Source organism: Alteromonas sp. S005 (genome assembly GCF_036864475.1).
Classification (GTDB): domain Bacteria; phylum Pseudomonadota; class Gammaproteobacteria; order Enterobacterales; family Alteromonadaceae; genus Alteromonas.
Map to the genome: position 1 here is coordinate 287,138 of NZ_JAZETN010000001.1, position 12,049 is coordinate 299,186.

Genomic DNA, 12,049 nt, shown 5'->3' on the forward strand with positions numbered 1-12,049 from the left:
GGCGGTCGCTGACTAGTGCAAGTAAGCAAAAGACAACGAAAGCCCGCCTAACACAGAGCGGGCTTTTTTTTACACACGTTTTAGCATGCGTAACCTTAAGGAGCAGCATATGAAAGTCTTAAAGTTTGGGGGTTCTTCTCTAGCCGATGCACCGCGATACATGCGCGTTATGGAAATTAGCACGGCGACCCACCAAACCGACGGTGCTGCGGTTGTACTTTCTGCCCCAAAGGGGGTAACGAACGCGCTTTCACTACTTTGTGAACAAGCAGCCGCGGGTGAAGATTTCCAGCCATTATTCGATAAGTTGAACGATACGGTTACGGGCATTGCCAACGACCTGAACGATGAGCTCGACGGGTTTGAGCACGCAAGCGTGGTGGAATTTATCAGTAGTCACTTATCGGTATTAAAGCAGCACCTTGAAGGTATTAAGCTGCTTGGTGTTGCACCTGATAATGTTGCTGCCGGTATTCTAAGTATTGGTGAATACATCTCGGTGACGCTATTTAGCGCTATGCTATCTGCCAAAGGTATTGCAAATCGCGTTATCGACCCTGTTAAATATGTGCTTGCCGAGGGCGATTACCTAGACAGTATTGCTGACGTATCGTTAAGCAAAGCGCGTTTTTCAGATGTGCCTAGCGATGGTAGTGAATTTCTTGTCATGCCGGGGTTTGTTGCTGTAAACGAAGCAGGCGAAAAAGTAACCCTAGGACGCAATGGCTCTGACTATTCAGCGGCTATCTTGGCGGCCTGTATTGACGCAAGCTGCTGTGAAATCTGGACAGACGTAGATGGCGTTTATAACGCTGACCCCAACCAAGTGGAAGGTGCGGTACTGCTAGATAAGCTTACCTATCAAGAAGCGATGGAACTGTCTTATTTCGGTGCAAAGGTGCTTCATCCGAAAACAATCGGCCCTATTGCCCAACACCACATCCCTTGTTTGATCAGAAATACGTTAAACCCTGCAGCCCCTGGTACGCTGATCAGTAATGAAAAAAGTGAAGTGTGGACGTCGGTTAAAGGTATTTCACAGCTTGATAATGTCACTATGTTCAACGTGGCAGGCCCTGGTCTTAAAGGCATGGTTGGCATGGCGAGTCGTGTGTTTGAGGTGATGTCTAACGCCAATATTTCAATTAGCCTTATTACCCAGTCCTCTTCGGAATACTCGATCAGTTTTTGTATTCAAAGCAAAGACGCAGGCCGCGCATTAACGCTACTTGAAGATGCATTTGCGCTAGAGCTACAAAACCAGCTGCTGGACCCTATTGAAGTGCGCCATGACTTGGCCATTGTTACTTTGGTTGGTGACGGTATGCGTCAAACTAAAGGATTGGCAGCGCGATTCTTTAACTCGTTGGCGCAAGCACGAGTGAACAACGTAGCTATTGCTCAGGGCTCTTCAGAGCGCTCCATTTCGACGGTAATTGAAAGTAAGCGTGCAAAGAAAGCAGTAAAGGTCATTCACCAGAATTTTTTCTCTGATCGCCATACCATAGACGTATTCCTAGTGGGGTGTGGCAATGTAGGAACCGAACTACTAGGCCAAATTCAGAAGCAGCAGCCGGCACTTTTAAAACGCAATATTCAGCTGCGCGTTTATGGTATTGCCAATAGCCGAAAGCTGCTGTTAAACAGTCAAGGTATTGATTTAAGTGGTGACTGGAAGTCTGCGCTTGAATCGGCAAGCGAGGGATTGAGTGTAGAGCGTCTGCATCAGTTCGCAAACGATAACAGTTTGGTCAACCCAGTCATTGTTGATTGTACTAGCCATGAAGCCATTGCTAATCAGTACGTAGATATGATGGAAAGTGGCTTCCACGTAGTGACGCCTAACAAAAAAGCTAACACTTCCGCTATGTCTTATTATCGGAAGCTGCGTAAAACGGCACTTGCTACAAACCGTCAATACCTTTATGAGACGACAGTGGGCGCGGGTCTCCCTGTTATCGACAACTTACAAAAACTATTCAGCGCAGGTGATGTACTGCACCGGTTTGAAGGTATTCTTTCAGGCAGCTTATCTTACGTATTCGGTAAGCTTGACGAGGGCATGAGCCTGTCGCAAGCGACACAAACTGCCAAAGACAATGGTTTTACCGAGCCAGACCCTCGCGACGATTTAAGCGGCATGGACGTTGCCCGTAAGTTACTTATTATGGCCCGTGAAGCTGATTTAGCGTTAGAGCTATCTGATATTGAAATTGAGTCTGTACTGCCAGAAGGCTTTGCAGAAGACTGTTCCATTGACGAGTTCATGCAGCAGCTACCTGAGTTAGATGCAGGAGTGAATGAAAAAGTTGAAGCGGCTAAAGCTGAAGGAAAAGTACTTCGTTATATTGGCAGCATTGAAGATGGTAAGTGCAAGGTTAGTGTGCAGGCCGTGCCGGCTAGTAATCCGCTTTCTCAAGTGAAAGATGGCGAAAATGCGCTGGCTATTAATAGTGACTACTACAGCCCAATTCCTTATGTAATAAGAGGATATGGTGCAGGTGGTACGGTAACTGCTGCTGGTGTGTTTGCTGACATTCTGCGTACTATGCCGTGGAAACAAATGGCGCACTAAGGGCTAAACAACGCTTAGCTTGCTTAGCGTAATGAATAAGCGGTTAAAGTAAGAAACTCGAAGGTGCGACTTAGGCCAGTGATTTATCGCGTTAAGTCGCAAGCGAAGTAAGAGAAATAATATGAAAGCATTAACGGCCTTTGCGCCAGCTTCAATTGGAAATGTAAGCCTAGGCTTTGATGTATTAGGCGCAGCGCTTGCCCCAGTTGACGGCACTAAGCTTGGTGATGAAGTTGAAATAAAAGCGGCAGAATCATTTTCATTAGAAACAGTAGGGCGCTTTGCTCATAAACTTCCTGGCGATGCAGATAGCAATATCGTCACTAAGTGCTACCACTATTTTTGTGAGCAGATGGAAAAAGCGGGGAAGCCAACGTCTCCTGTTGCACTAACGCTACATAAAAACCTACCTATTGGTAGTGGTCTAGGCTCAAGCGCAAGCTCTATTGTGGCAGCGTTTGCTGCACTCAATGCTTATTTCGATACGCCATTTGATAAAGATACGTTGCTTATTATGATGGGCGAATTAGAAGGCCAAATAAGCGGTAGTATTCACTACGATAATGTTGCTCCCTGTTATTTAGGTGGCATGACGTTAATGACAGGTAGCGATGCGCCGGTCACGCTGTCGCTGCCTTTAAACGACGAATGGTACTATGCCGTTTGCTATTCAGGTATTAGCGTATCTACGGCGGCAGCGCGTGACATCTTGCCTAAACAGGTGGATATGGCGACGGCGCTGACCTTTGGTCGGCAACTTGGCGTGTTTGTACACGCACTGCATGCAGGTAACTTTGACTTGGCGGCGTCGGTAATGAAAGATGTTATTGCCGAGCCTTACAGAAAATCGTTACTGCCAGGCTTTGATGAAGCTCGCGCGTTTAGCGAGCAAGCTGGAGCACTAGCTTTTGGCATTTCGGGTTCGGGGCCTACGGTGTTTGCTGTATGTCCAAGCAAGGCGCAAGCGGAAGAAGTCGCAGCATATTTAACCGCGAACTACATTCAAAACGAAGATGGCTTTAGCCATGTGTGCCAAATACCAAGCCTGGGTACGGTAATTTCTTAAAGCACAGTGATTTTTAAAAGATTAAAAGGGCAGCCTATCTGCCCAACTATAAAGGTAACAGCAAGTGGAATTGGTAAATTTAAAAGATTCATCGGACACAGCAAATTTTGCTGAAGCCGTTAAGCGGGGCTTAGGTAAAAACCAAGGGCTTTATTTTCCAGAGCATATTCCCACTCTAGATAATATTGACGAACTGTTAGAAAAGCCATTTGTAGAGCGCAGTATTGAAATATTACGCGCGCTTATCGGCGATGAGCTTAATAATGGCGAGCTAGAAGAAATTGTTCAGACCGCATTTGCTTTTGGTGCACCGGTTGAGCAGGTTAATGATAATGTCTATAGCTTAGAGCTGTTCCACGGTCCAACGCTGGCGTTTAAAGATTTTGGCGGCCGCTTTATGGCGCAAACCCTTTCACGGATCAGCGAAGGCAAGCCAGTCACCATTCTAACAGCAACATCAGGTGATACAGGTGCCGCTGTTGCTCACGCGTTCCATGGTATCGATAACATCAATGTGGTTATCTTATTCCCTAAAGGTAAGATTAGCGCGCTTCAGGAAAAGCTATTTACTACGCTAGGCGGAAACATTCATACCGTGGCTGTAGAGTCTGACTTTGATGCATGTCAATCCTTGGTTAAAACTGCATTTGACGATCCTGATGTGCGTGAAGGTCTTCACTTAAATTCAGCAAACTCAATCAATATCAGCCGTTTGCTAGCTCAGGTTTGCTATTACTTTGAAGCGGTAAGTCAGCTGCCTAAAGAGAAGCGTGACCAACTTGTTACTTCAGTACCTAGCGGTAACTTTGGCAACCTGACTGCAGGCATGATAGCCAAATCTTTAGGCCTGCCTATTAAGCGTTTTATCGCGGCAACTAACCTAAACGACACTGTGCCTCGCTACCTTAAAACCGGCGAGTGGGACCCTAAAGCGACCGTTGCAACTATGTCTAATGCAATGGATGTTAGCCAACCAAATAACTGGCCGCGTATTGAGGCGCTTATTGAGCGTGGTTACATCGACAAAACGTGTCTTAAAGGTGAGATGGTTGACGAAGAGTATACCCAGCTTGCTATGCGTCAACTAGCGCAACAAGGCTATACCAGCGAGCCACATGCCGCTATTGCCTATCGCGCAGTAAGCCACGACTTAGAAGAGGGTGAAATAGGCTTGTTCTTAGGAACGGCCCACCCAGCTAAGTTCAGAGAGACAGTAGAAAACGTGTTAGGTAATCCTATTAGCCTACCTAAAGCGTTGGCTGACGTAGCGGGCGAAGACAGCCTAGCGGTAGACTTACCTGCGTCTTACGATGCGCTTAAACAGCACATGATGGATTTGCTGAAGTAATGACATCATCTGCATCAACATGGCAACGCACGCTAGGTGATGAAAAACAAAAAGACTATTTTGTTGAATTGCTTGAGCGGGTGAAAAACGCTCGTGAAGCGGGTAGTGTTATCTACCCGCCCCAGTCCGACGTGTTTAATGCACTCAAATACACACCGCTTGATAAAGTAAAAGTCGTGATCTTAGGGCAAGATCCCTATCACGGACCTAATCAAGCACACGGACTATGTTTTTCAGTAAAAGCGGGCGTTAAAACGCCGCCATCTCTGAAGAACATGTACAAAGAATTGTCAGTCGATATAGACGGTTTTAGCGAGCCTAACCACGGAACACTTACACCTTGGGCAGAACAAGGCGTTCTCTTGCTCAATACTGTATTGACAGTTGAGCAGGGGAAAGCACATAGCCATGCTAAATGGGGCTGGGAAACCTTCACCGATAAGGTTATCGATGTCGTCAACGAGCACTGCCACAACGTAGTATTTCTTTTGTGGGGAAGTCACGCGCAAAAGAAAGGTAAGCACATAGACCGTGAAAAACACCACGTCTTACATGCACCCCATCCGTCACCGCTATCAGCGCATAGAGGCTTCTTAGGGTGTAAGCACTTCAGCCAAGCTAATCAATACCTAATTGAAAAGGGCAAAGCGCCTATCAACTGGCAGGTATAGCATTAGCTTATACGTTTAACACCTAAAGCACGCTAGAAAGTAAAAAGGCCGCCTGTGTAACAGGCGGCCTTTGTTTTATCTTTCCAGTGTTTCTAGCTCGTACTCAAAACCACAGTCGAGTTCGGCAAGTTCTTTTTCTAATTTGTAGCGATCTTGTAGCGCTTCGATTTCTCTCCACTTACGTTTTTTGCTTTTGGTTTTTGCTGGGCTTGCTTCGATGTCTAACATGGCAAATAGATCTGATTTATCCACTGGGATCTCCTTTTTATACCACTACAACTAATACAGAGTTTTTTGTTTTTAATTCCCTCTGTACAATTTTGTATCACAGCCGCCACTAAAATAAAATAGTTTAATTTACCTTTTATTAACAAATTGTGACGATATGATGACAAGGGTAAGGAAAGCTCAGTGTGTTTAAAGCGTAAACAATAACTGTATGTATTTGATCCTATTTGTTTTATTAGTAATCAATAATACAGTGCTACGGATATCGAAAGTATCTGTCGTATAATCGATGAATACCGCAACAAAAAACGGCTAGCTTCCGAAAAAGCTAGCCGTTCAGTTTGTTATTTGCACCAGGTGGGTGATTTTAAATCACCTCGAGTTCCTTATTTTGGTGCATTCGCTGTTCTGAATTTAGCAATCAATTGTTGTGTTGAAGCGTCGAAATTATCTTCACCCGCTTCGCCTTGAATGCCTGCAAGTACTTGGTTTCCTAGTACTTTACCTAACTCTACGCCCCATTGGTCGAATGAGTTAAGGTTCCAGATAACACCCTGAACGAATACCTTATGCTCATACATTGCAACCAGCGCGCCAAGTGTTTTAGGTGTAAGGCTATCGAATAAGAAGGTGTTGCTAGGTTTGTTACCAGGCATGGTTTTATGAGCAGCCAAACGCTTGCGCTCTGCGTCGTCTAAACCTTTACCGTCAAGGTCTGCGTAACATTCTTCAAAGGTTTTACCCTGCATTAGTGCTTGGGTCTGACCAAAACAGTTAGACGCGAGCATAGCGTGGTGCGTGTCGTCCTGATTAGGAACGTTAAGGGGCAGCATGAAGTCTGCTGGTATAACGCCAGAGCCTTGGTGAATAAGCTGGTGAAAGCTGTGCTGACCGTTTGTTCCTTCGCTACCCCAAATAATAGGGCCAGTGGGATAGTCTACATTTTCACCTTCTTGCGTGACCTCTTTACCATTACTTTCCATATCTAGCTGCTGTACATAAGCAGGTAAACCGCGAAGATAGTGGTAATAAGGCAGTAGCACATGAGATTGTGCATCAAAGAAATTTCTGTACCACACACCTAAAAGAGCAAGTAGAACAGGCATGTTTTCTTCAAGCGGAGCCGTCGTGAAATGAGTATCCATTTCAAACGCACCGTCAAGCAAGCCCTTAAAGTTTTCAAAGCCAAGAGCAAGTGAAATAGGCAGGCCGATAGCCGACCATAGAGAGTAACGACCGCCTACCCAGTCCCACATAGGGAAAATGTTATCGGCGCTGATACCAAATTCAGTCGCTGCTTTAACGTTTGATGATACTGCTACAAAGTGTTTAGCAATATCTTCTTGTGTACCGCCAGACTTTAAGAACCAGTCTTTAGCCGTTAACGTGTTCTGCAGCGTCTCTTGGGTAGAGAACGACTTTGATGACATGACCACCAAAGTTTCTTCAAAATCTACGCTAGATAGCACATCGTGAATGTGGCAACCGTCAACGTTGGCAACAAAGTGAACCTTCACTGCGTCAACAGTATGCGGCTTGAGTGCCTCAGTCATAATCTTAGGACCAAGGAACGAACCACCAATACCAATTGCCACAATGTGCTTGATAGGCTTGCCGGTGTAACCTTTGTGTTCACCGCTGTGAACCGATGCAGTAAACGCTTCAATTTTTGCAAGCGTAGCATGCACTTCAGGCATTACGTCTTCGCCATCTACCAGTACTTTACGGTCTGAGAAATTACGAAGTGCGGTGTGAAGCACAGCGCGACCTTCCGTTGAGTTAATCTGCTCACCAGAAAACATCGCGTCGCGAAGGGTTTCTAGTTTGCACGCTCGGGCAAGGTCGAAAAGTCCTTTAAGCGCGTCATCATTTACACGGTTCTTCGAGTAATCAAGAAAAATACCGCAGGCTTCAAGCTGCATCTTATCAGCGCGACTTGCATCTTCTGCAAACCAATCGCGCATGTGGGCATCTTTAACCGATAAAGCAAGTTCAGATAGCTTTTTCCATTCAGGAAGTGATGTTAAAACACTCATTGATTCAATAACCCTTATGCGCTTAGTTTTTCACGTAGCATGGTTTCTAGCTTTTCCTGGTCAGCCGCAAAGTTACGGATGCCCTCAGAAAGTTTTTCTGTTGCCATTGCATCTTCGTTCATTGCCCAGCGGAATTCGCTTTCTGTTAAACGGTCACCTGGTGTTTTCGTTGCGCCATTGTCTTTAAGCTTAACTTCTAATTCGCCTGGTTCATTGGCCAGTTCTTCCAGAAGTGCAGGGCTGATGGTAAGACGATCACAACCCGCTAACGCTTGAATTTCGCCAATGTTGCGGAAGCTCGCGCCCATTACTACGGTGTTGTAGCCATGCTCTTTGTAGTAGTTGTAAATTTTGGTTACTGATACAACGCCCGGATCTTCGTCTGGTGCGTATGACTCAGTGCCCGTCGCTTTTTTGTACCAGTCTAAAATGCGCCCTACGAATGGAGAGATAAGATAAACACCGGCCTCTGCACAAGCTTGTGCTTGGGCGAAGCTAAATAGAAGCGTTAAGTTACACTGAATGCCTTTTTTCTCTAGTTCCTCTGCTGCCTGGATACCTTCCCAAGTAGAGGCAATTTTAATAAGAATGCGTGACTTATCGATACCCGCGTCTTCGTATAGCTGAACCAAACGCTCCGCTTTTTCGATAGTGGCGGCAGTGTCAAACGATAGGCGTGCGTCTACTTCAGTCGAGATTCGGCCTGGAATCGTTGCAGAGATTTCTTTACCAATCGCTACCGCTAGTTTGTCTGCGGCATCAGTAAGCTGCTGGTCGGCGTCGTTTGACTGAAGTTTTGCCCATGCAACAGCATCATCAATTAGGCTTGCATATTGAGGAAGACCAGCCGCTTTTAAAAGTAGCGACGGGTTAGTTGTGGCATCGACTGGTTGATACTTTTTAATGGCATCGATGTCGCCCGTGTCGGCAACTACGGTAGTGATATCACGTAATGAAGCTAACTGATTGCTCATAATTCTCTCTGTTCTTTATCAAAATAAATTTGGACAACTCGCTGGAAAAGCCAGTTGAATAAAACGATTCGCTTGCGCGTGTGTAGGGCTTCGCGCTTTTGTTTTCTTTTTGCAAAATACGTATTCCACTAAGGAACGAGGCAAAAAAAATTTAGCGCTTTGGTCATCAAGACAAACATCTAGGAGATGCATCTGACTTATTGTTTGAATATTCTTTTGTACTGCTATTTATATCAAACCCGTGTGACAATTCATACATTGAATAATGACAAATTCGCTAATCGGATTTCTCTGTTAAGCCAATTTACGTCTTTCTTATGCCATTTTGCTTTTTAAAGCGTATCAGGTGGTACAATACTGTAATACCATTCCGCATAGATCATTACCCACTCAGCGAGAGTTAAAATGCTCGTAATCGCGGCGTGTCACCGCAGGTATAGTGGTTCTACATTAAGGTGGCACAACAAAGAGTACGGGCATTTTAAACTCGCCCTTCGGGAAGGTCTGGCAAGCTTCCTAGCTTCATTCTGGGAATTTGAAAGGGAACAGCCATTCCTGCATTCCCACGCTTTGCTAGGAAACTTGCCAGAGCCTTCTGAGTCGGCAATGATCTATGCGGATTGGTATTAAACTTAAGGAGTCGAAATGTTAGTTGTAGTATCCCCAGCAAAAAATTTAGATTTTGAAAGCGAAATTCCTGTGAGCCAGTTCACTCAGCCTGCCATGCTTGAAGACACTGAACGTTTGATGGAAGTTTGCCGCACCTTATCGCCTGCTGACTTATCATCGCTAATGAAGATAAGCGACAAGTTAGCAACGTTGAACGCCAACCGTTTTGCTGAGTTTTCTACGCCATTTTCGCCCGATAATGCACGCCAAGCAATGTATGCGTTTAATGGCGATGTGTATACTGGGTTAGATGCTTACTCGCTTGATAGCGAAACGGTCGAATATGCGCAAAAACATCTTCGAATTTTGTCTGGCCTGTATGGATTACTTCGTCCTTTAGACTTAATGCAGGCCTATCGTTTAGAAATGGGCACTAAATTAGCAAACCCTGAAGGTAAAGATCTGTACGCGTTTTGGGATGATCGCATTACTTATGTGCTAAATAAAGCATTAGAAGCACAGGGTGACAATGTGTTGATCAACCTTGCTTCAAATGAGTACTTTAAATCAGTGAAGAAAAAGTCTTTAGATGGCATGATCATTACGCCAACATTTAAAGACTGCAAGAACGGTCAGTATAAGATTATCAGCTTCTTTGCGAAGAAAGCCCGTGGCTTGATGGCGCGTTATATTCTTGAAAACCGTGTAGAAGACGTAGAAGGTCTGAAAAACTTCGACGTTGACGGCTATGTGTTTAGCGAAGAACAAAGTTCATCAACGGAACTTGTGTTTCTTCGTAATCAGGAAAGTTAAGAGAAAGTCCAGAAATAGGGGGTAAGCAAGCTTGCCTATTATCTCTTAAAGCAATAGTGCCCCCTTATTTGATGTGAGCGTGCTGAAGTGGGTAAACCATCATTATGGAATACCCACTTTTAGTTTACTCACTGTATAAAAAAGCTTTTATATTGCTCTCTTAGCTCTACTTTGCGAATTTTCCCTGTACTTGTCATTGGTAATGCCTCGCAAATAAATATATGTTTGGGTACTTCAAACTTGCCGAGCTTCTCCTTACAAAATGCATTGATGGCTGGCAACATCTCTTGTGTTAAGTCATTACCCACTATGCATGCGCAAACCGCTTCACCCCAGTGAGGATGGGGCACTCCTATCGCAGCTGCAGCTTCTATTTCTTTCATTAAGCAAAGCGTTTGCTCCACTTTTTGAGACGACACATTTTCTCCTCCAGACTTAATGGTATCTTTTACCCTGTCGATAAACATTAGTTGGCCTTTACTATCAATAAATCCCAAGTCACCCGTGTGGTGCCAACCAAATTTATAAGCGGCTTTGCTGGCGTCTTCATTTTTATAATATCCATTCATGACCTGCGGGCCGCGCCAAACTATTTCACCTGTTTCGCCCTGTTCCACTTCAACACCTTCCTCATTTATCACTGCTTGCTCGTTAGAACACAGGGGAACACCCCAGTAATTACCCTCTGTAAATTCAGTTTCACAACCGTCTTTGAACAAACTAGAAACAGGGCTAAATTCTGTTTGCCCACTGCCTAAGTGGACTTTGCAGCCAAAAGCATCGCGAATTTGCTGACGATTCTGCTCACTCATTGGCGCCATACCGTAAATGGCTAATTTAAAGTGGCTGAGGTTTCGTTCGTGAAAGTTATCTGTTGCCATTAATGCATTCCACATCATAGGTAAAAGCACCGACGTCTCTATTTTCTCACTTTCTAAGCTGTTCGCTATTTGAATAGGATCGAATGTAGCGTGAAGCGTACAGCATCCACTTCTTAAAAACGTAGGGTAGAGTATTGAAAGGGCGGTACAGTGAAATAGCGGAAGAACGAGTAACATTCTGCACTGTGCGCTTAGTTCTAGTTCTATTGCCGCAGTAAGCGCTGCAATGGTTAATGAAAGGTGAGATGTTTCAACCGCTTTGGGTTTTGAGGTGGTCCCAGACGTGTAAATCATGTGGGCTGTATCTCTGTCGTTTATTATCCTGTCTTCAATTTCTGCGTCGCTCTGCTCATTGATAAAGGACTCAAATGCGAATGTAGCCTTGTCCTTGTCTTGGCCTAACTGAATGGTAAAACGTATGTCGTCATTATTATTTGTGCTTGCAAACACAAGATCTGAAAGAAGGGGATCGAAAACGACTACTTTGGAACCGCTGTGTTCAAGATTAAAGGTCACGTCGGTAACGCTTTGCATAAAGTTAATAGGCACTGCAATAACGCCCAGTTTGTAGCAGGCGAAGTAAGTAACAACAACATCTATCTGGTTTACCGCTAATATCGCCAACTTATCGCTTTGTTTAATGCCTTCACGCATCAGCGCATTGGCTAATTTATTAACTTTTTTGTTGAGCTCGTTATAGTTTATGGTGCGGCGTTCATTGTGATAAAAGTCGACTAGTGCAGGCAAACTGCCGCTGTCTCGTGCGCGCCTGCGCAATAAATCTCCCATGGCTACGCGTTCTACTAGGTTTCTCTCTAATTGTTGTGTTCTCATACTTGTGTCCTTGT

The 12,049-nt window shown here is 44.8% G+C and carries 10 protein-coding genes; 6 read left to right on the forward strand and 4 right to left on the reverse strand.

The genetic code is table 11. The annotated features are described in order from the left end of the window. Nucleotides 1-109 precede the first annotated feature (109 nt). The 4 genes from thrA to ung all read left to right on the forward strand — a co-directional run bounded on the left by thrA (nt 110) and on the right by ung (nt 5,660). Nucleotides 110-2,575: a bifunctional aspartate kinase/homoserine dehydrogenase I gene (thrA, locus tag V7R55_RS01195; RefSeq protein ID WP_334056646.1), complete on the forward strand. Its 2,466-nt coding sequence runs from the start codon at nt 110-112 to the stop codon at nt 2,573-2,575. A 121-nt stretch (nt 2,576-2,696) separates the two neighbouring features. Beyond that, on the forward strand, nt 2,697-3,641 hold the full coding sequence (thrB, locus tag V7R55_RS01200; protein WP_334056647.1) for a homoserine kinase: 945 nt from the start codon (nt 2,697-2,699) through the stop codon (nt 3,639-3,641). Nucleotides 3,642-3,705: 64 nt separating this feature from the next. Further along, nucleotides 3,706-4,989: a threonine synthase gene (gene thrC / locus V7R55_RS01205; protein WP_334056648.1), complete on the forward strand. Its 1,284-nt coding sequence runs from the start codon at nt 3,706-3,708 to the stop codon at nt 4,987-4,989. Beyond that, the gene (ung, locus tag V7R55_RS01210) at nt 4,989-5,660 is read left to right on the forward strand and encodes a uracil-DNA glycosylase (RefSeq protein ID WP_334056650.1); all 672 of its coding nucleotides are present in this window, start codon (nt 4,989-4,991) and stop codon (nt 5,658-5,660) included. Before thrC ends, ung begins: the two co-directional genes overlap by 1 nt. A gap of 75 nt (nt 5,661-5,735) precedes the next feature. Here ung and V7R55_RS01215 read toward each other — a convergent pair whose 3' ends face one another. The 3 genes from V7R55_RS01215 to tal all read right to left on the reverse strand — a co-directional run bounded on the left by V7R55_RS01215 (nt 5,736) and on the right by tal (nt 8,898). Beyond that, nucleotides 5,736-5,912 carry a DUF3545 family protein gene (locus V7R55_RS01215; RefSeq protein ID WP_012519516.1) on the reverse strand — a complete coding sequence of 59 codons (177 nt, stop codon included), beginning with the start codon at nt 5,910-5,912 and terminating at the stop codon, nt 5,736-5,738. A 362-nt stretch (nt 5,913-6,274) separates the two neighbouring features. After that, entirely contained in the window at nt 6,275-7,924 is a 1,650-nt protein-coding gene (gene pgi, locus V7R55_RS01220) for a glucose-6-phosphate isomerase (RefSeq protein WP_334056652.1), read from the reverse strand. 14 nt (nt 7,925-7,938) lie between these two features. Next, a complete protein-coding gene (tal, locus tag V7R55_RS01225) occupies nt 7,939-8,898 on the reverse strand; it encodes a transaldolase (protein ID WP_071815767.1) in 960 nt (319 codons plus the stop codon). A 405-nt stretch (nt 8,899-9,303) separates the two neighbouring features. Between tal and V7R55_RS01230 the strand changes: the two genes are divergently transcribed. Together V7R55_RS01230 and yaaA are read left to right on the forward strand one after the other, a co-directional pair. Continuing rightward, nucleotides 9,304-9,528 (forward strand): hypothetical protein, encoded by a 225-nt coding sequence (locus V7R55_RS01230; RefSeq protein ID WP_139308981.1) that lies wholly within the window; start codon nt 9,304-9,306, stop codon nt 9,526-9,528. A 15-nt stretch (nt 9,529-9,543) separates the two neighbouring features. Next, on the forward strand, nt 9,544-10,320 hold the full coding sequence (gene yaaA / locus V7R55_RS01235; protein ID WP_334056656.1) for a peroxide stress protein YaaA: 777 nt from the start codon (nt 9,544-9,546) through the stop codon (nt 10,318-10,320). Between the two features lie 128 nt (nt 10,321-10,448). On the opposite strand, the gene V7R55_RS01240 is transcribed toward yaaA, so the two are convergent. Then, the gene (locus V7R55_RS01240) at nt 10,449-12,035 is read right to left on the reverse strand and encodes a class I adenylate-forming enzyme family protein (RefSeq protein WP_334056658.1); all 1,587 of its coding nucleotides are present in this window, start codon (nt 12,033-12,035) and stop codon (nt 10,449-10,451) included. Nucleotides 12,036-12,049: the final 14 nt, after the last annotated feature.

Bases quoted from the DNA above. Each gene is read 5' to 3' on its own strand.
- thrA (WP_334056646.1), top strand. From the start codon at position 110: ATGAAAGTCTTAAAGTTTGGGGGTTCTTCTCTAGCCGATGCACCGCGA.
- thrB (WP_334056647.1), top strand. From the start codon at position 2,697: ATGAAAGCATTAACGGCCTTTGCGCCAGCTTCAATTGGAAATGTAAGC.
- ung (WP_334056650.1), top strand. From the start codon at position 4,989: ATGACATCATCTGCATCAACATGGCAACGCACGCTAGGTGATGAAAAA.
- pgi (WP_334056652.1), bottom strand. From the start codon at position 7,924: ATGAGTGTTTTAACATCACTTCCTGAATGGAAAAAGCTATCTGAACTT.
- tal (WP_071815767.1), bottom strand. From the start codon at position 8,898: ATGAGCAATCAGTTAGCTTCATTACGTGATATCACTACCGTAGTTGCC.
- V7R55_RS01230 (WP_139308981.1), top strand. From the start codon at position 9,304: ATGCTCGTAATCGCGGCGTGTCACCGCAGGTATAGTGGTTCTACATTA.
- yaaA (WP_334056656.1), top strand. From the start codon at position 9,544: ATGTTAGTTGTAGTATCCCCAGCAAAAAATTTAGATTTTGAAAGCGAA.
- V7R55_RS01240 (WP_334056658.1), bottom strand. From the start codon at position 12,035: ATGAGAACACAACAATTAGAGAGAAACCTAGTAGAACGCGTAGCCATG.